Source organism: Pseudomaricurvus hydrocarbonicus (assembly GCF_011602365.1).
Classification (GTDB): domain Bacteria; phylum Pseudomonadota; class Gammaproteobacteria; order Pseudomonadales; family Cellvibrionaceae; genus Pseudomaricurvus; species Pseudomaricurvus hydrocarbonicus.
The window spans coordinates 173232-196416 of record NZ_JAAONZ010000005.1 but is presented as its reverse complement, the minus strand read 5'-3'; the positions used below and the strand labels follow the sequence as shown (position 1 = coordinate 196416).

21 protein-coding genes are annotated in these 23185 nt (G+C 54.0%); 14 read left to right on the top strand and 7 right to left on the bottom strand.

Annotation, left to right across the window (positions count from 1 at the left end):
* The first annotated feature begins 227 nt into the window (after positions 1 to 227).
* From G8770_RS09435 to G8770_RS09420, 4 genes are all read left to right on the top strand, one after another.
* Positions 228 to 1748, top strand: a complete 1521-nt coding sequence (locus G8770_RS09435) for a thymidine phosphorylase family protein (RefSeq protein WP_167185272.1) — start codon at positions 228 to 230, stop codon at positions 1746 to 1748.
* Positions 1745 to 2686 (top strand): ribose-phosphate diphosphokinase, encoded by a 942-nt coding sequence (locus tag G8770_RS09430; RefSeq protein WP_208022163.1) that lies wholly within the window; start codon positions 1745 to 1747, stop codon positions 2684 to 2686. The genes G8770_RS09435 and G8770_RS09430 overlap by 4 nt, the downstream gene beginning before the upstream one ends.
* A gap of 322 nt (positions 2687 to 3008) precedes the next feature.
* Positions 3009 to 3533 (top strand): (2Fe-2S)-binding protein, encoded by a 525-nt coding sequence (locus G8770_RS09425; protein WP_167185269.1) that lies wholly within the window; start codon positions 3009 to 3011, stop codon positions 3531 to 3533.
* Positions 3530 to 5851, top strand: coding sequence for a xanthine dehydrogenase family protein molybdopterin-binding subunit (locus G8770_RS09420; RefSeq protein WP_167185266.1), 2322 nt, complete (start codon positions 3530 to 3532; stop codon positions 5849 to 5851). Before G8770_RS09425 ends, G8770_RS09420 begins: the two co-directional genes overlap by 4 nt.
* A 3-nt stretch (positions 5852 to 5854) precedes the next feature.
* On the opposite strand, the gene arsB is transcribed toward G8770_RS09420, so the two are convergent.
* Positions 5855 to 6877, bottom strand: coding sequence for an ACR3 family arsenite efflux transporter (gene arsB / locus G8770_RS09415; RefSeq protein ID WP_167185263.1), 1023 nt, complete (start codon positions 6875 to 6877; stop codon positions 5855 to 5857).
* A gap of 468 nt (positions 6878 to 7345) precedes the next feature.
* On the opposite strand from arsB, the gene G8770_RS09410 reads away from it, so the two are divergent.
* The 5 genes from G8770_RS09410 (at position 7346) to G8770_RS09390 (ending at position 10472) form a co-directional block, all read left to right on the top strand.
* A complete protein-coding gene (locus G8770_RS09410) occupies positions 7346 to 8149 on the top strand; it encodes an ABC transporter ATP-binding protein (RefSeq protein WP_167185260.1) in 804 nt (267 codons plus the stop codon).
* 1 nt (position 8150) lies between these two features.
* The gene (gene mlaE, locus G8770_RS09405; RefSeq protein WP_167185258.1) at positions 8151 to 8933 is read left to right on the top strand and encodes a lipid asymmetry maintenance ABC transporter permease subunit MlaE; all 783 of its coding nucleotides are present in this window, start codon (positions 8151 to 8153) and stop codon (positions 8931 to 8933) included.
* 69 nt (positions 8934 to 9002) lie between these two features.
* Entirely contained in the window at positions 9003 to 9467 is a 465-nt protein-coding gene (gene mlaD, locus G8770_RS09400) for an outer membrane lipid asymmetry maintenance protein MlaD (protein ID WP_167185255.1), read from the top strand.
* The gene (locus G8770_RS09395) at positions 9464 to 10174 is read left to right on the top strand and encodes an MlaC/ttg2D family ABC transporter substrate-binding protein (protein WP_167185252.1); all 711 of its coding nucleotides are present in this window, start codon (positions 9464 to 9466) and stop codon (positions 10172 to 10174) included. Before mlaD ends, G8770_RS09395 begins: the two co-directional genes overlap by 4 nt.
* The gene (locus G8770_RS09390) at positions 10167 to 10472 is read left to right on the top strand and encodes an STAS domain-containing protein (protein ID WP_167185249.1); all 306 of its coding nucleotides are present in this window, start codon (positions 10167 to 10169) and stop codon (positions 10470 to 10472) included. Before G8770_RS09395 ends, G8770_RS09390 begins: the two co-directional genes overlap by 8 nt.
* Positions 10473 to 10615: 143 nt before the next feature.
* On the opposite strand, the gene G8770_RS09385 is transcribed toward G8770_RS09390, so the two are convergent.
* Both G8770_RS09385 and G8770_RS09380 read right to left on the bottom strand, forming a co-directional pair.
* The gene (locus G8770_RS09385) at positions 10616 to 11074 is read right to left on the bottom strand and encodes an ATPase (RefSeq protein ID WP_167185247.1); all 459 of its coding nucleotides are present in this window, start codon (positions 11072 to 11074) and stop codon (positions 10616 to 10618) included.
* Positions 11075 to 11548: 474 nt separating this feature from the next.
* The gene (locus G8770_RS09380) at positions 11549 to 12163 is read right to left on the bottom strand and encodes a 3'-5' exonuclease family protein (RefSeq protein WP_208022162.1); all 615 of its coding nucleotides are present in this window, start codon (positions 12161 to 12163) and stop codon (positions 11549 to 11551) included.
* Positions 12164 to 12406: 243 nt separating this feature from the next.
* Between G8770_RS09380 and G8770_RS24145 the strand changes: the two genes are divergently transcribed.
* Both G8770_RS24145 and G8770_RS09370 read left to right on the top strand, forming a co-directional pair.
* Entirely contained in the window at positions 12407 to 13087 is a 681-nt protein-coding gene (locus G8770_RS24145) for a L,D-transpeptidase family protein (RefSeq protein ID WP_167185244.1), read from the top strand.
* A gap of 325 nt (positions 13088 to 13412) precedes the next feature.
* Positions 13413 to 13685: an Lpp/OprI family alanine-zipper lipoprotein gene (locus G8770_RS09370; protein WP_167185241.1), complete on the top strand. Its 273-nt coding sequence runs from the start codon at positions 13413 to 13415 to the stop codon at positions 13683 to 13685.
* A gap of 75 nt (positions 13686 to 13760) precedes the next feature.
* Here the strand turns inward: G8770_RS09370 and G8770_RS09365 are convergent, their stop codons facing one another.
* From G8770_RS09365 to G8770_RS09350, 4 genes are all read right to left on the bottom strand, one after another.
* Entirely contained in the window at positions 13761 to 14645 is an 885-nt protein-coding gene (locus G8770_RS09365) for a L,D-transpeptidase family protein (protein ID WP_208022161.1), read from the bottom strand.
* A gap of 223 nt (positions 14646 to 14868) precedes the next feature.
* Positions 14869 to 15063 (bottom strand): YgaP family membrane protein, encoded by a 195-nt coding sequence (locus G8770_RS09360; RefSeq protein ID WP_167185238.1) that lies wholly within the window; start codon positions 15061 to 15063, stop codon positions 14869 to 14871.
* 203 nt (positions 15064 to 15266) lie between these two features.
* The gene (locus G8770_RS09355) at positions 15267 to 16286 is read right to left on the bottom strand and encodes a zinc-dependent alcohol dehydrogenase family protein (protein WP_208022160.1); all 1020 of its coding nucleotides are present in this window, start codon (positions 16284 to 16286) and stop codon (positions 15267 to 15269) included.
* 116 nt (positions 16287 to 16402) lie between these two features.
* Entirely contained in the window at positions 16403 to 17050 is a 648-nt protein-coding gene (locus G8770_RS09350) for a TetR/AcrR family transcriptional regulator (protein WP_167185233.1), read from the bottom strand.
* Positions 17051 to 17647: 597 nt separating this feature from the next.
* On the opposite strand from G8770_RS09350, the gene G8770_RS09345 reads away from it, so the two are divergent.
* The 3 genes from G8770_RS09345 to G8770_RS09335 all read left to right on the top strand — a co-directional run bounded on the left by G8770_RS09345 (position 17648) and on the right by G8770_RS09335 (position 23130).
* Entirely contained in the window at positions 17648 to 19966 is a 2319-nt protein-coding gene (locus tag G8770_RS09345; RefSeq protein WP_167185230.1) for a TonB-dependent receptor, read from the top strand.
* Positions 19967 to 20335: 369 nt separating this feature from the next.
* Positions 20336 to 22093 carry an amidohydrolase gene (locus tag G8770_RS09340; protein ID WP_167185227.1) on the top strand — a complete coding sequence of 586 codons (1758 nt, stop codon included), beginning with the start codon at positions 20336 to 20338 and terminating at the stop codon, positions 22091 to 22093.
* A 140-nt stretch (positions 22094 to 22233) separates the two neighbouring features.
* Positions 22234 to 23130, top strand: a complete 897-nt coding sequence (locus tag G8770_RS09335; RefSeq protein WP_167185224.1) for an aldo/keto reductase — start codon at positions 22234 to 22236, stop codon at positions 23128 to 23130.
* Positions 23131 to 23185 lie beyond the last annotated feature (55 nt).

Genomic DNA, 23185 nt, shown 5'->3' with positions numbered 1-23185 from the left:
TGGAGGAGATCTGGTCGTACTATCGCCCATGATTGCTGATGACGCTATGTCCTTTAGCCTGCTGAGCAAACTCTTTACCACGCAATCAAACAATCCGTGTTTTTAAACTGCCCCTATTTTTAAGCTATGCTGTTCTGTACACCATGACCGCCGGGCAACCTGTCTCTCCGGCGGAAAGACACCTCTCTTTATTTCACGAATGCACTCACCGATCTTGAAGCAGGCATATGGCTGAACCTAATTCACTGACTGCCGTGGAGATGGGCATCGACACCCATCAGGAACCGGTCGTTTTTCTTCGTGCCGACAGTAACATCTGTCGCTCCGAAGGCTTTAAGGCCAATACCCGTATCCAGGTACAGTGGCAAGACCACAGTATTATTGCCACGCTTAATGTCGTCACCAAGGCCGTGCTTCCCTTGGGGAAAATCGGCTTTTCACAAATCGCCTGGCGGCGAATGGGCCTGAGCGGTGAAGAGCAAGTCACCATTTGTCACGCACCGATTCTGCATTCCATGAGTGCCGTACGGAAAAAAATCTACGGCCACGAACTGACCGAACAGGAAATAAATGACATTATTTCCGACATCAGCACGCATCGCTATTCGGACATGCAGATTGCCAGTTTTATCAGCGCCTGTGCCGGTGACCGCTTGAACATTGCGGAAATCACTGCCCTGACCCGCGCCATGGTAAAAAGTGGCAAGCGCCTGCAGTGGCATCAATACACCTACCTCTATGATAAACACTGTATTGGCGGCATACCCGGCAACCGCACGACCCCGATCCTGGTAGCGATTTGCAGCGCCGCCGGTTTGACCATGCCCAAAACGTCCTCTCGCGCCATTACCTCACCCTCGGGAACTGCCGACACCATGGAGGTGCTCACCACGGTGCGCATGAGCCTGGCCGAGATGCAGGAGACGGTGCGCCATGCCAATGCCTGTCTCGCCTGGGGCGGCGCGATCAATCTCAGTCCGGCCGATGACTTGCTGATTCACATAGAACACGCGCTGGACCTGGACGGGGAAGGCCAGCTGGTAGCATCCGTGCTGTCGAAAAAAATAGCCGCCGGTTCGACCCACGCCCTGATCGATATCCCCGTAGGCCCAACGGCCAAAGTTCGCACCCAGCATCAAGCCAGGCATCTCATCAACATGTTTTGCAAAGTAGCCGCGGCCCTGGACCTAAAAGTTCGCTGTATTATCACCAGTGGAGAGCAGGCGATCGGCAATGGTATTGGCCCCGCTCAGGAAGCCCGGGATATTCTGGCCGTTTTGCAAAACCATGAGGATGCACCGTCGGACCTGCGTGAGCGCGCCGTGTTTTTATCCGCCCAGCTGATGGCCCTGGCCAGGAATCACCCCCATGACGATGTGTCAGCCTATGAGGTACAAGCCCGCAATATTCTCACCAGCGGTCAGGCCTGGGAACAATTTCAACGCATCTGTGAAGCCCAGGGCGGCCTGAAAACCATCCCCGAAGCCCGTTACCAATTACCACTGTGTACCGATCACAGCGGAACCCTGCTGGCGATGGATAACCGTCGCCTGGCACGACTGGCCAAACTGGCCGGCGCACCCGGCTCGCCCTCAGCAGGTGTAAGGCTGCACGCTAAAATAGGCACTGCTCTGGGAGAGGGCCAGCCGTTAGTCACGCTGTACGCCAACAGCCAGGGCGAACTCAGCTACGCTGCGAGCTATTTCGATAATAATCGCGACCTGTTTATGATTGGTGAAGCCCCATGACACCCGCCCTCGCAATACCTCCATCGACCTCAATCACCCTGTTTGACCTGACCGGGAAACACTCACTGACCGCCTTATTGGCCCGCGAACTACGTGCCGACATAGGTCATATCGAGCAGCGGACATTCCCCGACGGAGAAACCTACCTGCGCATCACCAGCCCCTCGACCGACACCTTGACCGACACCATAGCCGTGGTGCTTGCCGACCTGTCACAACCAAACTCTAAATTTTTGCTCCTGGCTTTTCTCTGTGATGCCCTCCGTGATACCGGCGTTCAGCAAGTAGGACTGATAGCCCCCTATCTCTGTTACATGCGCCAGGACACTCGTTTCAAAAACGGCGAAGCAATAACCTCACAAACCTTTGCCAGACTGCTGAGCCGTTCCCTTGATTGGCTCATCACTGTCGATCCCCACCTGCACCGCTATCGCACCCTCAGTGAAATCTACACCATACCCACCCAACTGGTGCACGCAGCCCCCACCATCGTGGAATGGTTAAGCCAGCAACCGAGTAACTTGCTGCTGGTTGGCCCCGACGCCGAAAGTGAACAATGGGTATCGATGCTGGCCAAAGCCAACAACCGGCCCTATGTGGTGGGTAACAAACACCGGTACGGTGATCGCGAGGTAGTCATTGAACTGCCCGACTTGCGCCAATTTCAGGGGCGTCGGGCGTTAATCTTTGATGACGTCATCTCCAGTGGACGCACGATCCTGCAGTGCCTGAAAAGCCTGCAAGCGGCGGGGTTTAACGAGATCGATTGCGTGGTGGTTCACGCCGTGTTTGGCGATCAGTCAGAAGCTTTGCTGAAAGCTCAAGGCTTGCGGCAAATGTTCACCACCAACACGCTGCCACACCCCTCCAACCGCATTGATCTTAGCCGGCCTTTGGCGCAAGCCACTCGGGAAATGCTGCAGTCACAAATTAATTGATTTAAACCCTTGATCACATTCTGGACGTCGATGAGCTCGAGTCTCAGTGCATCATTCTCATTCTTACACACTCACCTGAATTCACGTGCCAGCCGACCAGCCTGTGGATTTCCATTCAATTGAGAGTCAACCCGTTAAACATTATGAAATTAAGAGTAGACTCATCCACATTTCTCAACAGACCGTACAATGTACTCTGCCCCACAAATTATGGTATGACTAATTGTTGTATTATTAATTATTGCATGACTGCGGCTCATTCAGGCTTAGCGCCCTGGTTTGGAGCTTTGCAGCGCGGGGAAAGTGACAACAGGAGATACACATGATTTCAGTGACCATCAACGGCCAACCGCAAGAATTGGAGGTCTCGCCCGAGACTCCAATTCTTTGGGTACTGCGCGATTTCTTAGCTTTAACCGGCACACGTTTTGGGTGTGGCATGGGTCTCTGTGGGGCGTGTACTGTGCATCTGGACGGCACGGCCATTCGCTCCTGTGTCACCCCGATCTCGGTTGCTGCCGGTAAAAACATCACCAGCATCGAGTCGATAGAGAACGATTCTGTGGGACAACGTGTACAACAGGCCTGGATGGACGAAGCCGTCGCGCAATGTGGTTACTGCCAGGGTGGGCAAATCATGAGTGCGGTGTCGCTGTTAACAACCACCCCCCAGCCGACCGATGAACAAATCGATAACGCCATGAGCGGTAATCTCTGCCGCTGCGGTACCTACCCGCGGATCCGCAAAGCCATTCACCGTGCGGCCGGCACCGAAAGCCTGTCGACACACACAAACGGCTCTCAAGTGCAGGCAAACGACACGCTGTTCCGCGAGGTGAAAGTATGAAAACGTCCGATAACCGAGACCAGGCTTTGCAGCTGGCAAACGTCAGTCGTCGGAGCTTTCTTAAAGGCATCGCCGCCTCCGGCGCCCTGGTTCTGGCGGTAAGTTGGGATCCTGCCACGGCCGAATCTGAACCCCGCAAGTACGGCGCCGATTACATGGCTCATGGCTGGGTGGATAATCCCAATATCTTTATTCGTGTCGCAAGAGACGGCCAGGTCACCATCATTAATCACCGGGGTGAAATGGGTCAGGGCATCCGCACCAGTCTGGTCATGGTGATGGCAGATGAGATGGGCGCCGATTGGCAACAGGTTCACGTCGAGCAAGCCATCGCCAACGAGGAAAAGTATGGCAATCAGGATACCGATGGTTCCCGTTCGATGCGACATTGGTTCGAGCCCTTGCGCCGCGCCGGGGCTGCCGCAAGAACCATGCTGGAACAGGCCGCCGCAAACCAATGGCAAGTGCCCGTGAGCGAGTGCCGTACCGATGTCCACGCGGTGGTACATACCCCCTCCCAACGCACCTTGTCGTTTGGGTCCTTGGCGGCTGCCGCCGCTGAACTCCCGGTTCCGGCCCGGCAAAGCCTGACGTTAAAAACCCCCGATCAGTGGCGTTATATCATGCGCACATCAAACCAGCCTTTGGCCATTGACGGTATGGATATCAACCAGGGTAAAGCGCTCTACGCCGCCGATATGCGTGTTGACAACATGCTGTATGCCGTCATTGCCCGCCCTCCCAGTTATGGCTCCCGGGTCAAAAACGTTGATGCCAGCAAAGCGCTTGCCATCGCGGGTGTCGTCAAGGTGCTGGAACTGCCCAGCGTTACCCAGCCGTCCGGTTTTGAGCCGCTCGGCGGGGTGGCGGTGCTCGCAGAGCACACCTGGGCGGCGATCCAGGGCCGTAACGCCTTGCGCATTGAATGGGACGATTCTCCGGCCGGAGACAATGCACATTACGACTCTGAGGCATTCCGCGCATCGCTGGAAAGCAAGGCCACACAGCCCGGAAAGCCCGTCCGCCAGGTGGGTGACTTCAGTCAGGCCCAACGGGACTCAGCCCAACACCTGACTGCCACCTACTACGCCCCGCACCTGGCACAAGCACCCATGGAGCCCATGGCGGCCCTGGTGAGCATCCAGGGTGATCACGCTGAAGTCTGGTCGTCCGTTCAAAACCCGCAGGCCACAAGAGATGGGGTCGCCAAACGACTGGGGCTCAAAGCGTCTAATGTCACGGTTAACTGCGCCCTCATGGGCGGCGCTTTCGGTCGCAAAGCGAAACCGGATTTTGTGTTTGAGGCCGCCGATCTGTCAAAAGCCATGGGCGGTCGCCCGGTCAGAGTACAGTGGACCCGGGAAGACGATCTGCACCACAGTTTTTACCACACGGTAGCCCTGCAGCACATGGAAGGAACGCTCGACCATAACGGCCAGGTAAGCGGTTGGTTGCACCGTATACTGGCGCCCAGCATCTCCTCCCAGTTCGCACCTGATTCCGGGCACTTGTCTGACCGTGAATTGACCCAGGGCATTCGCAATATGCCCTTCGATATCCCGGCAATTCAGCAAGAGACCGGAGAAGCCCTGGGTCATGTACGCATTGGCTGGTTTCGCTCTGTCTATAACATCCCGCACGCGTTCGCGATTCAGAGTTTTGTTGCCGAGCTGGCGAATGCGGCCGGCCAGGATCACAAAGCGTTTCTGCTGGAACTGCTGGGCCCCGACCGGCAGATAGACCCGCGTACCCAGGGGGAAAACTGGAATTATTCAGAAGATCCAAGCCGATACCCAATTGATATCAAACGCTACAAAAACGTCATCGAACGGGTGACTCAGGAAGCGGACTGGGGCAAAACCATGCCGCCCAATCGCGGACTGGGCCTGGCCGTGCATCACAGCTTTGTCTCCTATTGCGCCATCGTCATGGACGTTGAGGTCACCCCCACAGGAGACGTCATCGTGCATCAGGCGGACATTGCCTTTGACTGCGGACCGCAAATCAACCCGGATCGAGTGCGCGCCCAGATGGAAGGGGCCTGTGTGATGGGTATCGGGATTGCCCTGATGACGGAAATCACGGCCAAAAACGGCCGCGTGCAACAGGACAACTTTCATCAATACCTGATTCCCCGTATCAATCAGGTGCCCAGGACGATACGGGTACACGCGGTCAACAGTGATCTGGATGTGCCCCTGGGAGGGGCCGGTGAACCTGGCTTGCCCCCCGTCGCGCCGGCCCTGTGCAACGCCATTTTTGCCGCCAGCGGCAAACGCATTCGTTCCTTGCCGGTGGCTGATCAGCTGAAGAGTTAACGGCTAGGCGCGATCAAACCAGTGCCGTGTTCTGTTGGCGAACCCCACCAGCGTCAACATGACCGGCACTTCCACCAGCACCCCCACCACGGTGGCCAATGCCGCACCAGACTGCAAACCGAACAGGGAGATCGCCACGGCCACGGCCAGCTCAAAAAAATTGGAGGTGCCAATCATGCACGCAGGTGCCGCAATATTATGGGGTAACCTGAGCCCTCTGGCCGCACTGTAGGCCAAGGCGAAAATGCCATAGGTTTGAATCAATAACGGAATGGCAATCAGCACGATGGGCAGAGGATTGGCCAAGATCGTTTCAGCCTGAAAGCCGAACAACAGCACCACCGTCGCCAACAGGCCAGCGATGGATACCGGCTTGAGCAGCTGAATAAAATAATTGAGTCTTGAGTGATCCTGACTGGAATCCAACAGTTTGCGGGTCACCACGCCCGCCACCAGCGGAATCACCACATAAAGCACCACCGATAACAACAAGGTGTCCCAGGGCACGGTGACATCACTGACGCCCAGCAAAAACGCAGCGATGGGTGCAAACGCAAAAATCATGATCACATCGTTAACGGAGACCTGTATCAACGTGTAGTTGGCATCCCCCCGGGTCAAATGGCTCCAGACAAACACCATGGCCGTACACGGTGCCACACCCAGCAAGATCATCCCCGCAATGTATTCGGTGGCCGTTTGTGGATCCACCAGGTCGGCGAAGAGGACCCGAAAAAACAGCCAGCCCAGAGCCGCCATCGTAAACGGCTTGACCAACCAGTTAATCACCAGCGTCAGCAACAAACCCTTGGGTTTCTTACCAATATCTTTGAGGGAGGCAAAATCCACCTGGATCATCATCGGGTAGATCATCACCCAAATAAAAATCGCTACGGGTATGTTTACGTGAGCCACTTCCAACGCAGCGAACCAATGGAACAAGCCCGGCACCAGATTGCCCAGTACCACACCGGCAACAATACACAGGGCAACCCAGAGGGAGAGAAAACGTTCAAACAACCCCACAACACGAACTCCTTCAGATCTTAAGATGGCGGAAAAAAGACGTGATTCTAAAGCAAAATTGCGGCAAATGGTTGCTCTTGACAGTTCAGGCCTGACTTTCCTCAAGAGACAGCCTGTTCAAGAGTCACAGTGCCCCACACAAATTCATGTTCTAGAGTGACAAGACCAGTAAGTGACAAACCCTCAGGAAAACAGGCCTGTCATCGTCAGAAAGGCCTTGGCTAAGCGAGCGTGTTACACAGTGGACAACACGTGCCCACTTATAGGCAGTGACCTTATACAAAGACATTTTAAGAGCATCATGTGATTTAGCGATTACACTTATAACGATACCAAGAAGCTTTTAGCGTAGTTGTAGTTATTGACAGAGTTATTGACAGAGCTATTGACAGAGTTATTGACAGATTTATTAGCAGAGCTGTTAGCACAGTGATCAGGCCCCTCAAATCGAACTTCAGGTCGAATTTCATGCCATCCAACTGGATCGAAATCGAAAATCTGCACTTCAGTCACGGCCCCAGGGTCATTCTCGACGGTATCGATGTGGTGATTCCCAAAGGAAAAATCACCGCCATCATGGGCCCCAGTGGTTGCGGCAAAACCACTTTGCTGCGACTGATCAGCAGCCAGCTGAAACCCAGCCAGGGGTCTATTCGTATTGAGGGTGTGGACATTACCTCCCACAACCGGGAACAGCTGATGGTCCAGCGCCGGCGGATGGGGATGCTGTTTCAGACCGGTGCCCTGTTCACCGATCTGTCCGTATTTGAAAACGTGGCCTTCCCCTTGCGGGTACACACTAACCTGCCTGAGCGCATGATCCGCGACCTGGTGTTGATGAAACTGCACGCCGTGGGTTTGCGTGGTGCGCGCGACCTGATGCCGGCCGAACTCTCCGGCGGCATGACCCGACGAGCGGCGCTGGCCCGGGCCATTGTGCTCGATCCGGACCTGATCATGTACGACGAACCCTTTACCGGTCAGGACCCCATATTTGTGGGCTTGCTGCGGCATTTGATCCGCCGTATCAACCAAACCATGGACTGTACCTGCATTATTGTCTCTCACGACATCAACGAAACCCTGTCGATTTCCGATTACATGGTGGTGTTGGCCGACGGCAAGGTAATCGGTCACGGCGTGCCGGATGAGGTCGTCAACAGCGATAATCTGCATGTGCGGCAGTTCCTCCAGGGGCTGCCCGATGGCCCGGTGCCCTTCCACTACCCGGCGCCGGACTATCGACAGGACTTGCAGCTAGAGGGTCTTTAAAATGCTGAACTATCTACAGCGCATGGGCAGGCTCGGCCTCGATGTGGCGGCCGACATTGGCCGCGCCGGTATCGTGCTGTGGCACGCCATATGGGGTGCGCCGGACTGGCGGGCGGGGCCGGGACTGTTACTGCGACAGCTGTATTTTATCGGTGTCTATTCGCTGGTCATTATCATCGTCTCGGGTATGCTGATCGGTATGGTGTTGTCTCTGCAAGGCTACACCGTGCTGGTTCGCTTTGGCGCGGAAGCCGCGCTGGGGCAGTTTGTCTCACTCACCCTGCTGCGGGAAATGGGACCGGTGGTGGCCGCGCTGTTGTTTGTCGGTCGTGCCGGTTCGGCAGTAACGGCAGAAATCGGTCTGATGAAGGCCACCGACCAGCTGGCGGCCATGGAAATGATCGGTGTGGATCCGTTGAGACGGGTCATCCGGCCACGTTTGTGGGCCGGCATTATCGCCATGCCCATCCTGGCCCAGGTGTTCAATATGGTGGCAATTCTGGGTGCCGTGGTGGTGGGCGTTAACTGGCTCGGCGTCGATGGCGGCTCCTTCTGGGCCAACATGCAAAACGTCGTGGAATTCCGCGAGGACGTCTTAAACGGCGCCATCAAGGCCTTCTGCTTTGGTATCGTGGTTACCTGGATCGCCATCTTTCAGGGTTACGATGCCGTGCCCACGTCGGAAGGCATCAGTGCCGCAACCACACGCACAGTCGTACATTCCTCTCTGGCGGTATTGGCTATGGATTTTTTGTTAACCGCGGTGATGTTCGGTGTTGATTAACCCGCTGAGACTTATTCAAGCATCACGTAATGAGAATTTCTGCATGAAACTTTCGGGAGGCACCTGATCATGTATTCACGAACCATGGAAATTATGGTCGGCGTATTTATGCTGATGGGCATTATTGCCCTGTCGTTTCTCGCCATTCAGGTGAGCGGGCTGAGTTTGAGCACCAGCGAGCGGGACACCTATACGATCTCCGCCAACTTTAACAACGTTGCCGGTCTCACTACCCGCGCCAAGGTTTCTATTGCCGGTGTTACGGTGGGGCAGGTCACCGCCATTCACCTGGACCCGTTAAGCGTTCGCGCGGTGGTGGACATGGCCATTCAAAAGCAGGTGGACTACCTCACCACCGACAGCATTGCCGCCATCAAAACCGCCGGCGTCTTGGGCGATCAGTACGTGAGTATCCAGGTTGGCGGAGCCCCGGATTTGCTGGCAAACGGTGACACCATCACCGATACCCAATCCGCCCTGATACTGGAAGATCTGGTGGGTAAAATCATTACCTCCATAGGATCGGATAAATGACACTCAAGTTACGCGTCAGCCCGTTGAGGGCAATCGGTTCAGCCCTGGTGTGTTTGATGATCACGGCATCGGTGTGGGCCGCACCGATTCCCCGTGATAACCCCGAACAAATGCTGATACAAGCCACCGACCAACTGCTCGACACCTCCAAAGCCGCCCGCGAATACGCCATGCAGGACCCTCAACGCTATTACCGACAAGTGGCCGAAATCATCGAGCAGGTCATCGACAAAGAGTATTTCGCACGCGGAGTGATGGCCACTTACGCCAGTCAACGCCAGTACCAAGCCTTGAAAACCGACGCCGAGAAACAAGCTTTTAAAGCGCGGGTAACCCGGTTTGCTGACATCCTGCAGACGGTCTTAATCGAAAAGTACGCCGACGCCCTGTTGACCTTCAAAGGCGACCGAATCGACGTTAAGGCTATTGCCACCAGCACCAGCCATGCGAAGAAAAGCAGCTTGCTGCAAACCATTTATGATAAAGGAGGTGCCACCTATAAAGTGCAATACAATCTGCATCAAAAAAGTGACAGCTTGTGGTTAATCAATAATGTGATCATCGAAGGCATTAATATGGGATCCACCTATCGCACCCAGTTTGCCGAAGCGGTGGAGAACAATCGCGGCGATGTGGACTATGTCATTGAGCACTGGCACGAGCTGATGAACCGCCCGCAAGAAAAGGCCAATACCAACCATGGTTGATCACGCCTCCCTGTCGTTCTCAAACGATACCCTGTCGGTAGAAGGCAGCGTGGACTTCAGCAATGTGGTTGCGCTGTGTCATAGCGGCGATCAGTGGCTGCGGGATCAAGCCCCGGAACATTGTAAAATTGATTTTGGCAAAGTCAGCCGCTGCAACAGCGCCGCCACAACTCTGTTACTGAGCTGGATGCGCACCGCGAAAAGTGTTGGCAAGGTCGCAAGCATTGATCAGGTTCCACCGGCACTGCGCTCACTAATGGATCTGGGTGGGCTGGACATGTTGTTAATGAAGGAATAATGCTATTTGAAGAAATACGCCTTACGCGTTGGCCCGCAGATCAAGCGTTCAACAACCGAAAGCTTTGTCACTGTGAGGTCTTGTCTTTCACCGGCACTTAATCAGATCCAGTTACATTCCCCCAGCACATCACCAACCTTTGTCTACATATCACTGAACCGGTTGGTCGATTGAGTCATGCGCATGATTTCATGCTCTTCCAAGGACAGCAGGGCCTCCAGCATCTCCTGGGCTGAATCGATGTCGGCCCGTCTTGCCAGATAGCGATAAAGTTCGATGGCCTGTTGATGCTGATCGGCAACGACCTCCATAATTTGAGAAGCATTCAGGTTAGCGAAGGGTGTCTTTGAATGCACTTTCTGTAACACGGGGGTTTTGTTGACATACTCATTGAACCAGGTGTTCAAGGCGTCTTCATCACCCGTAGACTCGAAGCCGCGAATAACCTTGGCCAGCGCTTGTTCATGATCCGCCAAATATGCCATTACCATCCTGGCCCGTTCATCGCTATTTTTATCCACAGAATTGGACAAACACTGGCTCAGTTTCTCATGAAATTTTCGGGTCCAGTCCAGGACATCTCTCAAGGTTTCTATCTCCATGACTGCTTTCTCCTCGGTAGGTTAACTCAGCCCTTATGCCAGCCGCTTTGTCGTCAGTTTCATTTTCGCAAGCAAACACTCACCACAATCTGCGAAATTTTCTTTTATGAAGCGCGTGTAGCCCTTACTAACGTAAGTCCTTACTATGAAGTGTAGAAGATCGCCAAAAGAATAGGTTGTGAGCGAATCATCCTGACACTCAAATCAACACCCCTCCCCCTACAGGTTGCCATCAGCGGTACCGGGACCCCACCAGCGGCCTGACAACCCTTCGTCTAAACACCTGCAGTATTGGTAATCATGGTGAAGACACTGTCAGAATGACTGCATTTACCCTGCAATCACCCTCTGGCAGCAGCTGCTAGCTGCAACCGTTGCTGCCACGGCGTTATCAGACTATATGGCATAGCCAGAACCTGGAGTATCGGCCTTTATTGCGGTTGACCAGCCTGCGCCAGCTTAACCACTGATTTGTTAATTTCCCTGCTGGACTTGGGCCGCCCTTTGTTCCATGACCTGATTTACACAGTAGGCGGCGTAAGCGTCGTTAGCCGCATACTGCAGTTGATACTCTTTGAGTACTGGTGCGCCCCAGTTTGATGTTTGCCCTTTCTTCGACAGTCTCTGGCCTAACAGCATGGCCACTGAAGCCTGGGCGCCTATGGGCTGCTTTAGTTTGGCGGCGGTTTTAAGGGTAACGCTGAGATCCACCAGATGCGATAAATTTGCCCGATATTTTTTCCTGAACAACGTGCGATCACCGGAAAGACCAAAGCCGACCTTTTTGACCAGCGGGGATTGCAGAATCTCCAGCACCAGCTCGACCCCCGCCGGGTATGAGGCTGGAAATAAAAACGCCCTGTTGGCCGTTGCCAGCTGGATCAGGTGTGGCCCATCAGATCGCTCTCCCGGGCGAAAGGTCGGTTTACTTTCGGTATCAAACCCCAAACAATCGGCTTTAACCAAAGCCTTTCTCGCCAACTTGAGCGCCGCCTCATTGTCCACCAACGTGATGGATGACAAGGGTAAACCCTCGAACGGTGGCAACTCGTTAATTTCAGCCTTGGTCGGCCGTAACAGTTTGATCATGTATCCCTGGTTTGTCTCGAACGCTAGGTTAGTTGCGTGCTTTTTGTCCCGGCACTTTATTGATTGATGTATTATGCGATGCCTACCCCGAGTAGGCCATCGTCTTGGAGCATTTCGCGCCAATGTGGTAACGCTACTGGGTTAAGCGCCGTCTGGTTAAGCGCCGTCTGGTTAAGCGCTGCTGGGTTAAACCTTATGTGGTTAAAAACCATGTAATTAAAACCCTATGTGGTTAAAAGCTATGTGGTTAAAACCTACGCGGTGGTTAAAACCTACGCGGCCAAGCCCAATCTGGTTAAATACAGTATGATTTATTTTCACTGCCCTGCCGGTTGGTTCGCTGTCCGAACCTTCGTTTTGTTATTGACAGTCTTTGCTGTTTCGACCCTGACTACCGCCGCCGAAGTCGGTAGCGGTGAAGCAGTGCCCGCCACACCCAGGCGCTGGCTGCTGGTGGACACCGGTCTTCTGACACTGAGTGTCATGGAAGGCAGTGAAGCGATTTATCACGTGCAGAACATCGCCATAGGCAGTAATGGCACCGGCAACCATCACAACAAACGCCTCCGCGACGAGAAAACACCTCTGGGGGATTTCACCATCACTGCCATCCGCCCCAGTAACCGTTTTCACCTGTTTGTTGGATTCGACTACCCCACCATGAGCTACGCCGATGCTGCAGTCGCCGATGGACGAATCAGTCAGGAAGAGTATGCGGCCCTTCAGAGCGCATGGCATCAGAATCTTCCAATTCCTCAGTCTACCGGGCTCGGCGGCTATTTTGGCATTCATGGTGTGGGGGCTGGGAATGCACGGATTCATCGCCTGTTTAATTGGACCAATGGCTGTATTGCTCTGACCAATCAACAGATAGAACAACTGGCTCGTCTGATTACAGTCGGCACCCCAGTGTCGATCCGTTAAAAATAAATGCGGTTTTTTGGCACCCCGTTCTCTCCAAAAGGGGTTTTTGCCCTTCCAAGCCCTGCTAATCCTTTATGACCTGCTATGCTTGCTCTAGTCACTAGTCTTAGTCTGGTCACTAGGAGGTACTCGCCAAAATCAGCATTTCTGCAGTCAGATTGCCCCGGTCTATCGCTTTTGAACGGATACCGTTCCAGGCAGGGGGGAAGGACTGCAACACGGAGGCTGATGACTGATATCAACTTGGATAAGAGTGGATACTGACGGCGAACAACCTGACTTAACCAACAACCCCTTGATAAATTCCGTAAAGAGAGTCACTACCATGAACACTTTATTGAAAACCACTGTCGTTGGCGTTTTTTTGGCTGCACTGACCGGAATGAGCGGTTGCGCCTCTACCTCCAAGGCAGAGATCGATGCCATGAAAACCGACATTCGGACCGCTCAGGACACGGCCAATCGAGCTGCCAGTGATGCCGCTGCCGCCCGAAACGAAGCCGCTGCTGCCCGCGAAGCTGCGGAGCAGGCGCGTAATGCCGCCATGGAAACAAACGAAAAGCTTGATCGCATGTACAAAAAATCTATGTACAAATAATGCATGCAACCCTAAGTTGAGCTGTCCGGCCATAGCCGCCAGACAGCTCAACCGCAAACAGACCCGTTAGCTCGATCACTGCAGTGTGGCAATCGCCACAGGCAGTCCGCTGGCAGATCGGATAGCGGCCTCAAGGGCCACGGTATTCAGGTTAACCCGGCGGTCTCGCTGCACTTCGCGATCCCTCAGTGCTTGCGACACGGCGTTGTGTACGGCGTCAACCAGCTCTTTGGCCTGATCCTCGCCGTGTTGTAAATTTTCCAGTAAAGGGTGCACCTCAAGATACAAGGTATCCCCCAACCACCCGGCCTTGGCCGGTTGATTCACAATACGCACCGCGGTTCCGGAAGCCACTTGCGGAAACAACTGTTCAATATCTCCCGGTGACAGGCGAATGCAACCGTGTGAAGCCTGCAAGCCAATGCCAAAGGTTTTATTGGTGCCATGAATGAGGTAGCCGGGAATCTCCAGTTTCAACGCATAGTTACCCAGTGGATTGTCCGGTCCCGGCGGCACCACCCTCGGCAGCGACTCGCCTCTTTGCTCATGCTCCAGACGTATCGAGTCGGGGGGATACCAGGCCGGATTTTTGACCTTGCTAATAATTCGGGTAGTGCCTTGAGGCGTATCCCAGTCCTGCCGGCCGATACTGACCGGGTAAGTCTCTACCACTGGCGTTTTCCCCTGCCCGGCCTTGGGATAAAAATACAAGCGCATTTCGGGCAGGTTCAATACCAGCCCCTTCAAGGGCGTCCGAGGCAAGATAAAACTCGAAGGGATAATCACGGGCGTTCCTTCACCAGGTAACCAGCGATCCACATGGGGGTTGGCCCATACAATTTCTTCCTGCCCGATCCCATAGTGAACAGCAATATCGAGCAGCGTGTCTTCGTAGCGAGCAGCGACGGTCTCGATTGTACCGATCAAGCCATCATTTCCAGTGGGCAAAGGATAGCTCATGGCGTGAACCGATCCGACTACCGGAAACCACGCCCCTCCAATCGACATCAATAAAATGGCAGCACAACGAAAAAAAGAAGCCACTGATAGGGCCAAGGCAGGGTAAACACTCATAGATAACCGGTTAACTTCGTTAAGTTAAGCGTAGATTATCACAGTGGTCGGCGGTTTTACTTTAAATACTCCGGGAAGTCTCTCACGAATTTGAAGCCCTCTATAGGGCTCATGGTTTATCAAGCGGGCAAGTGTTCAAGCCAATTAGTCGATAGAGAGGGCAAAAACCCACCAACCCCGTCAGCAAGGGTACCAGACCAATCAACCCCCATAAGGTTTTGGGGCCCACGACAACCAAAGCCAGCAAAATCAGCCCAACCACTACTCTGATTGTACGATCAATTGTTCCTACGTTCGTTTTCATCATCGTTTCCCCGGTCATTTGGCTAATGTAATGACGTCACTATAAGCCAAGGCCACTAAGGGGTTTTTGATCTGAATCAGAAAGGCGTCCGCGGTGATAAGACTTAGTGGCCGAAACGATCTTCAATATGTGCATGGCCATCAGTTTCATCCCGGCAACAACCCTTTTAGCAAAGGGCAAGGCCGCTTTTCGTAGAGTTGATTTTAATCGATTACCAATACCTTACTGCCACGCACCCGTTGTGTCTTCAACGCCACCAGCGCCCGATTGGCATCCCGCAACTCAAAACACTCGACCTCTGGCTGGATGTTGATTTCCGCCGCCAGCGCCAGAAATTCCCGAATATCACGACGCGTCACGTTGGCCACGGATTTGATTTCTTTTTCCTGCCAAAGATCGCGGGGGTAGTCCAGCTTCAGCCAGGCATTTTGATCACCCACCTCCTTGCGAATGGCGTTAATCACCAGTCGTCCACCCGGGGCCAGCCGCGACATCGCCGACACAACGGGCAACCAGGCGGGAGTGGTATCAATGATAGCGTGGAGTGGAGATGCCGACGTGTCAGAAGTATCACCCACCCAGTCTGCACCCAGGGAGCGGGCAAACTGGCGGGTGTCTTCATCGCGGGCAAAGACATGGATGGCAGAATCAGGATAGAGGTGGCGGGCCATCTGCAACACCAAATGCGCCGAACCACCAAAGCCGGTCAGTCCCAGGGCGGCGCCATTGTGAAGATTGGCCAGGCGCAGGGCGCGGTAACCAATGGCGCCAGCGCAGAGTAACGGTGCCGCCTGAATACTGGAAAGGCTGTCAGGCATGGGATGAGCAAAGTCCGCCTCGATCACCATCTGCTCGGCGTAACCGCCGTGGATGTCGAGTCCGGTGCCCTCAAACTGCGGGCAAAGATTTTCCCGATCGCTGCGGCAATACTCACAAGTGCCACAGGCTTTCGCAATCCACCCCACCCCCACTCGATCGCCAATGCGCAGTGATGTTACCTTATCGCCGATCGCAATCACCTCACCGACTGCCTGATGGCCCAGGATGCGAGGCAACTGGGACGGTGGTAACCGGCCTTCGATTTCATCCAGCTCCGTATGGCAAACGCCACAGGCCACCACTTTCATCAACACCTGGGATTGATCGGGTACCGGGTTGGGAAAATCCAGCCATTGCAGGGGTTGGCTACCCGGAACCACATCGGCGAGTTGTGTTAATGCCATGGCCTTCATCACTGACTCCGGTTTGACGGTTTAACTCACTTTATGTGTGCTTGCTTTTGGGGTGTCAACAGCACCTGCTTTTGGAGTGTCAACAATGGCTGATCACGTCTCAGCCATCACTTCTTAGTATAGGACTCGATGATGCTGAAGAGACCCTGTTTTTGCCATTCGTAGATCAGGCCAGGCGATGTGCCTTCATGCTGCAACATGGCCTCATAAGAACCATAGAGTTCATAACTGTAAAGCCCCAGCTGGAACAGAACATCGTCTGTGGCAACCACCCCGGTTTTGCGTAAGATATCCGCCAGAATGCCTGCGATTTGACGGGCGTGCCGATGATCAATGGCCTGCAATTCAGGATAAAGGTGCATGGCTTTGTTCAATTCTGCCTCATAACGGCTCTCCTCCGGATCCAGATCGTGCGGACGGTAAATCTGATCCATCATCGTCTGCATGATGCTGACTGGCGTCTCGCCCTCTAGATCGCTGGCCTGGTATTCGCGCAACAATTCCCTCACCGATTGCAACCAGTCACTGTAGAGCTGGTGGATGATCGCCTGCTTGTTGGGAAAGTACTGGTACAGAGACCCGATGGATAAACCCGCCAACTTGGCAATGCGATTGGTGGTCAGTTTTTCCAGCCCCTCGGAAGCCAGCAAACTCTTGGCGGCCGCCAATATGTTCTGCACTTTTTCCTTCGAACGAGACTGGCTGGGGGCTTTGCGCACCACCACCTTTCGCGATTTTTGGCTACTTTCTGACAATTGGCTACCCTCTGACAACTGGCTACTCTCCACAGGCCGCGACCATCCACACGCGGTGTGCAACACCTTTTACAAGGCACGCTGCCCCAAGGCGTTTTGTCGACCCCGTGGCAACATGGCGACAAGATATCAACTAAATGGTTACTAACTAATAGCGACTAAATAACAACAATATCGCAATAAACACTCTCATAAGCAGCGCCTATCTTATCAGAATCCCCTCTCTATGCCCGTTGGCTGGCCCCAACTTTCACTCCGATGCTACAAACATGAATTATTATTCAACTATTGACCGCACCATACAGCTGCGTTACCCTGAGTACACGAGCTTTTACTCGCATTGAGACGGAAAGCTCAAAGTTGAGCTGGCGCTCAAGGCTAAGGCTTGTTTTGTGTACCTTTACGAGCACTTTGTATGAGTAACATACATAAATTTTCTGACTGATGTGGAGTGGGCAGTCATCCACTCGCGCTGCTGCGACCCGGTAAGTGCAGCGTCAATGACAACAGCCAATGACTACAGCCAATAACAACAACACAGAAGACAAGCTAACCACCTGACACATCGCCATTAGAGATTAAGAGGAGATTGCACCCATGAGAAAATCCACTAACCGATTGTTACCACAAACGCTGGCAGTGGCCGTCGCCGCTTGCATCAGCTCCACCACGTCACTGGTCCAGGCCTCGAATTCCGGCATGATTGAGGAAGTCATTGTGACCGCGCAAAAACGCGCGCAATCCCTGCAGGACGTCCCCTTGTCCGTTTCGGCCTTTTCCGAGCAAACCCTGAAAGACCTGCACATGGGCGATGCCAACGACATCTTTCTCTACACCCCGGGGTTAGTCTCTGCCCCTGACTACGCCACCGCCGAACGGATTGCCATCCGCGGTTTAGGCTCGGAACAATTCGGCTACGGTTTTGAAAACCACGTGGGTGTGTTTGTGGACGGCATCTATCAGGAGGGGACCTCCGCCGGAGAATTCTACGATCTGGAACGGGTAGAAGTGATTAAAGGTCCGGTTGGCGCCTTGTTTGGTCGCAGCGCCATCGCCGGTGCGATCAGTGTCAGCCGCAATAAACCCGGTGACCAGTTTGAAGCCAGCCTGGATGTGGGGCTGGGTAACCTCGGTCATCAAAGTTACACCGGCGTGATCAATCTGCCGTTGACCGAACAATGGTCTTTGCGCGCCGCCGGCAAATACGATGAGAACGACGGCTATCTGCACAACATCGCCAACGGTGAGGATCTGGGGTCGACCCAGGTTGAATCTTCTCGCCTGTCCTTGCGCTACGTGGGCGACGTGGTGGATGCAACTTTTACTGCGGTCTACGAGGAACGGGCCGACATGCCCAACCTATCCCAGACCACTTCCGACATTCTGGATGAGTCAATTTACGGCTTCCCTGCCACGGATTTTATTCTGGATCCCGCCGCGGACCTAAGTCTGGCGGGCGCCTATGACGATTACGATGTCGCCGCCAGCCTGCGCCCTTTCTTTACCACCCGCTTTAACGACTGGATCGCCGACATCAATATTGCCGCCAGCGATCAACTGGACATCAAATTGCTCACCAGTTACCGCGAAGTCAGCAGTCGTTATACCGAAGATTTTGACGCTAACGATGTGGCTGACCTAACCTCCTCAGGCCCTTTTTCACAGAACGTCAATGGCGAATATTTTCAACAGGAAGTGCACTTTACTTACACCACGGAGCACAACTGGGTGCTGCTGTTCGGTGGCAACTACTATAACTCCGAAGTAGAAGCCGAAACCTTTGCGGTCACCAGCGATACCCTGATGGCCGGCAATGCCTTCTGGGATCCCGCGCTGCTCGGTCAGACGATATTGCAATCAGAACTGGGCCAAACCGCAGGTGACTACTGGGGCTGGTCGTCGTTTGTGGATGTTACCATCCCCCTGACCGCATCACTCGACCTGACGCTCGGGGCGCGCTACACCTTTGATGAAAAAGAACTGACCAATTTCGTCCCCGACCCACACACCCTGCCCGGCAATCAGGGTTTGGTCTGGAGCGCCAATAACATTGGCTACACCTCCGCGCCGGTGACCAATAAAGATGACTGGGCGGATAGTACGGTAAGGGCCGCCCTGAACTATCAATTTAATGAAGACATCAGCTTTTATGCGTCCTATGCCCAGGGTTACAAGTCGGGGGGTATTGATACGTTTTCTTACGCCTTTGCCGACGGTGTCACCTTCCCGACATTTGTGGGTGAGGATATAACCGCCTATGGCGGCGTGCCCAAAGCCGTTGACCCGGAAACCAGCGACAGCTACGAGCTGGGGATAAAGTCCTACTGGCTGAATCAACGCGTACAGTTTAATGCCGCCGCTTTCTATTATGTGTTCAAAGATCAACAGCAATTGGTTCAGGACGGTGCGGCCCTGATTGTCGAGAATGTGGGCGAAGTGGAAGGTAAAGGCCTTGAAGCCGAGGTTCGCTTCCTGCCCACGGATAACCTGGACATCAGCGTCAACCTGGGGTACCTGGATACGAACATTAAGGAAAATGACAGTTCTCCGGAGTTGGTCGGTGAAACCACCCCTCGGGCCCCGACCTGGACGTCATCGTTGATCGCCACCTACACGCAGCCCCTCAACAATGGCAGTGCCGCCTATTTCACTTACAGTTACTCGTATCAGGATGAAATGCGCACGGATGTAAACCCGCAAGCGCCCTATGTGAAAGCCATGGAGTTGAGCAACGTGCGGATGGGCTATCAATCGGCAGATTCGAAATGGGATGTCTCGCTTTACGTCGACAACCTGTTTGATGAATTTACCTATTATGACCGCCGCATTGCCGATCAGGTGGTTTTCTTACAGGACCAGTATCGTAACATCGGCAGACCTCGCACGTGGGGCCTGGATGTCAGTTACATCTTTTAACGCAAAGCTCTGACAGCGAGTCACAGCCGCCCTATTGTTACACGGCTGTGACTTTTTGGCGCTGAGAGGTGTTGATTTTTTTGGTTGAATTTTTTGGTTGAATTTTTTGATAGGGGCGAAGGCTCTTATTGCCTAGCGTTGCTGCGCTTAATTAACTGAGGCCCAGGTGAGCCCGAGTGTTTAAACACTGAAACTCACACTACCCAATTCCAGGTTTCACCTGGGATGTTCACGTTGCGTTACTTTCTCTCAATTTAGCCGACGCTGTTTCAGGTCGGCACTTTTTAAACGTTAACGACGGCACCCACTGTGAAAACAAATCTTTCTTTTTATGCACATTGACGAATCTACACATCGACAGGCTCTATTATGCTGAACCTATTACCGTCTTTACCCAACCTCGTGAGGCATTTGTTGTTGCTCACCAGTATCGCCTTATTGCCTTCCTGCACAACGCCCGAGATTGCTGATGCCAACACCGACATTGCACCTGCGGACACCGTTATCCTCGGCGCTCAGATTCACACCGAAAACATCAATCAACCCCAAGCCACCGCAATTGCGGTCGATCAGGGAAAAATCGTGTATGTGGGCGATGACACGGGTGCAAAAAAATGGATTGGTGCTGGCACCGAAACCTTAAAGCTGGACGGCGATCTGGTTTTGCCAGGCCTCGTTGACGGGCACACGCATGCGGGGATCTTGTCTTTGTTCGCCTCGGTGGAGGTGGTCGACACCCCCAACCCCGAACCTGAAGCTCTACTCACCTGGTTGCAACAGTACGCGGCCAATAATCCGGACCTCGAATTTATCGTGGTCGGTTACTTTCGCACCGCCGATTTCGGTCTACAAGGTCCTCACAAAGCATTGCTGGATAAAGCGGTCAATGACCGACCGGTCGCGATCATGGACGACTCAGGTCACAGCATGTGGCTCAACAGCAAAGCGCTGGAGGTGATGGGCATCGATCGCAATACCCCAGACCCGGCCCCGGGCTTGGCATTTTACCAACGCGACAGTAACAACGAACCCACCGGCTGGATCAAGGAATTTTCCAGTGCGCCGGTTCAGGAGCGTATATTGCGCACCGCGACCGCCGCCGATCTGGAAAACAATTTGGAAAAGTTTTTGCAGTTCCTGTCCAGTCGGGGCGTGACCCAACTCTATGATGGCGGTAACCTGTGGCTGCACGACAAAGTCTACAGTGCCTTGTCAAAACTCGACCGTGAAAATCGCTTGCCTTTGCACTACGAAGGCACGGTACACGTGCACCTGCCCGACCAAATTGACCAGGCCATTCCCGAATTAAAGCGTTTGCGTCAGACCTATACCGGTACCAACCTGCACTTTAATACCGTGAAGATACATTTTGACGGTGTCCATGAGATCTCCACCTCTGCCGTTCTGCAGCCTTTCGCCAATGATTCGTCCAATCAGGGTGGCACGCTGATCAGCCAGGCCCGTTTGGTGGCGTTCATCCAGCAGCTGCACGAAGAGAAAATGGATCTGCATCTGCATGTGGTGGGTGACCGGGCAACGCGTATCGCGCTGGACGCTTATGAACAGGCCGGCGCTCAACACTGGGATTACCCGCGCCTGACCTTATGCCACCTGGAGCTGGTGGATGAAGCCGACATCCCCCGCTTTCAGCAGCTCGGGGTGGTGGCCAATTTCACCCCGCATTGGTTTGGCGACCTGTTTCAGGGGGGCGCCGAAACCCTGGGCAAGCGCAATCATCACAAGATGCGGGCCAAAGCGTTTTTTGACGCGGGCGCCACCGTGACCTTTTCCAGTGATGTGGTGGTCCCGTTCGAGTTTGATCGGGCCAGCCCCTGGGTCGGCATGCAAATTGGCCATAACCGCCAGGATCTGGAAGGCGGGCAAAAGGCGCCCGTCATGCAACCCGCGGATCAAAAGCTGAGCCTGGAACAGCTGGTGCGTGGCTACACCCTCAATGGCGCCTACCAACTGCGGCAGGACTCGAATGCCGGTTCCCTCAGCGTGGGTAAGGATGCCGACCTGGTGATTCTGGACCACAATATTTTCCAGCAAGACCCTTACCACATCGCCCAAACGCAGGCCTTGAAAACCATGCTCAAGGGCCGTTTTGTTTATCAAAAGGACTGAGGCTACCGTGGTCGCAGGTCGCAAATCCCGCCGCCACGGAAAATCGCCTTGAACCCTGGCTAAGAACCACAGCGATGAACCATGGCGATGCTGACCCGAGTTGGTTAAGATGCGGCTTTTAAAACGCAGATGACATCACCATGCAAAGAGTTGAACTGGCCAATGGCGATCTGAGCTTTTCTCGCTGTATTCAAGGTTACTGGCGCCTGACCGATTGGAACATGTCCGCTCAGGACCTGGTTCGTTTTGTCGAGCAGGGTCTGGAGTTGGGCATCACCACCACTGACCATGCCGATGTTTACGGGGCCTTCACCGAAGAAGCCTTGTTTGGCAAAGCCCTGAAATTGGCTCCTCATCTGCGGGACAAATTGGAAATCGTCTCGAAAGGCGGCATTCAGTTTCCCTGTGAACAGAAGCCGGATGTCTATCTGGCACACTACAATACCAGCAAAGACTACCTGATCCAGGCCGCCGAGCGTTCGCTGCAGCAGCTGGGCATCGACACTCTAGACGTGTGGCTCATTCACCGTCCAGACCCTCTCATGGATGTCGATGACGTCGCAGAAGCGTTTCAACGCTTAAAACAGGCTGGCAAAGTCAGGTATTTCGGTGTCTCCAACTTTAGCGCCAGTCAATTTTCTTTATTGCAATCGCGACTTGCGTTTCCGTTGATCACCAACCAGCTGGAAATCAGTGCGGTGAACACCGACTCTGTGTTTGACGGCAATCTGGATTACCTGACGCAAAACAACATCAAGCCGATGGCCTGGTCCTGCCTCGGTGGCGGCAAGGTGTTTGACGATCCTCAGTACGCGGCATTGCGCCATAAGGCTTTGGAAATTGGTGAACAGCTGAACGCCAAGCTGGATCAGATACTCATGGCCTTTGTGTTGCGCTTGCCCTGTGAGGCGATGCCGATCATCGGCAGCGGCAATATCGAACGGGTCAAGCAACAAGCCGGCGCCGTGGACATTCACCTTGATCATCAACAGTGGTTCAGTCTGCTTGAGGCCGCCAGGGGCTTTCCCATTCCGTGATCGGTTGTTCGCATCGCGATTAAATCAACACGCTCCGCCGTGGGATTCGGCTGAC

What these genes read in the sequence shown, in the direction of transcription:
- G8770_RS09335 (WP_167185224.1), top strand. Translation starts at nt 22,234, where the DNA reads ATGCAAAGAGTTGAACTGGCCAATGGCGATCTGAGCTTTTCTCGCTGT.
- G8770_RS09355 (WP_208022160.1), bottom strand. Translation starts at nt 16,286, where the DNA reads ATGGCATTAACACAACTCGCCGATGTGGTTCCGGGTAGCCAACCCCTG.
- mlaE (WP_167185258.1), top strand. Translation starts at nt 8,151, where the DNA reads ATGCTGAACTATCTACAGCGCATGGGCAGGCTCGGCCTCGATGTGGCG.
- G8770_RS09360 (WP_167185238.1), bottom strand. Translation starts at nt 15,063, where the DNA reads ATGAAAACGAACGTAGGAACAATTGATCGTACAATCAGAGTAGTGGTT.
- G8770_RS09370 (WP_167185241.1), top strand. Translation starts at nt 13,413, where the DNA reads ATGAACACTTTATTGAAAACCACTGTCGTTGGCGTTTTTTTGGCTGCA.
- G8770_RS09425 (WP_167185269.1), top strand. Translation starts at nt 3,009, where the DNA reads ATGATTTCAGTGACCATCAACGGCCAACCGCAAGAATTGGAGGTCTCG.
- G8770_RS09380 (WP_208022162.1), bottom strand. Translation starts at nt 12,163, where the DNA reads ATGATCAAACTGTTACGGCCGACCAAGGCTGAAATTAACGAGTTGCCA.
- mlaD (WP_167185255.1), top strand. Translation starts at nt 9,003, where the DNA reads ATGTATTCACGAACCATGGAAATTATGGTCGGCGTATTTATGCTGATG.
- G8770_RS09385 (WP_167185247.1), bottom strand. Translation starts at nt 11,074, where the DNA reads ATGGAGATAGAAACCTTGAGAGATGTCCTGGACTGGACCCGAAAATTT.
- G8770_RS09340 (WP_167185227.1), top strand. Translation starts at nt 20,336, where the DNA reads ATGCTGAACCTATTACCGTCTTTACCCAACCTCGTGAGGCATTTGTTG.
- G8770_RS09365 (WP_208022161.1), bottom strand. Translation starts at nt 14,645, where the DNA reads ATGAGCTATCCTTTGCCCACTGGAAATGATGGCTTGATCGGTACAATC.
- G8770_RS09420 (WP_167185266.1), top strand. Translation starts at nt 3,530, where the DNA reads ATGAAAACGTCCGATAACCGAGACCAGGCTTTGCAGCTGGCAAACGTC.
- G8770_RS09435 (WP_167185272.1), top strand. Translation starts at nt 228, where the DNA reads ATGGCTGAACCTAATTCACTGACTGCCGTGGAGATGGGCATCGACACC.
- G8770_RS09430 (WP_208022163.1), top strand. Translation starts at nt 1,745, where the DNA reads ATGACACCCGCCCTCGCAATACCTCCATCGACCTCAATCACCCTGTTT.
- G8770_RS09390 (WP_167185249.1), top strand. Translation starts at nt 10,167, where the DNA reads ATGGTTGATCACGCCTCCCTGTCGTTCTCAAACGATACCCTGTCGGTA.
- G8770_RS09395 (WP_167185252.1), top strand. Translation starts at nt 9,464, where the DNA reads ATGACACTCAAGTTACGCGTCAGCCCGTTGAGGGCAATCGGTTCAGCC.
- G8770_RS09345 (WP_167185230.1), top strand. Translation starts at nt 17,648, where the DNA reads ATGAGAAAATCCACTAACCGATTGTTACCACAAACGCTGGCAGTGGCC.
- G8770_RS09410 (WP_167185260.1), top strand. Translation starts at nt 7,346, where the DNA reads ATGCCATCCAACTGGATCGAAATCGAAAATCTGCACTTCAGTCACGGC.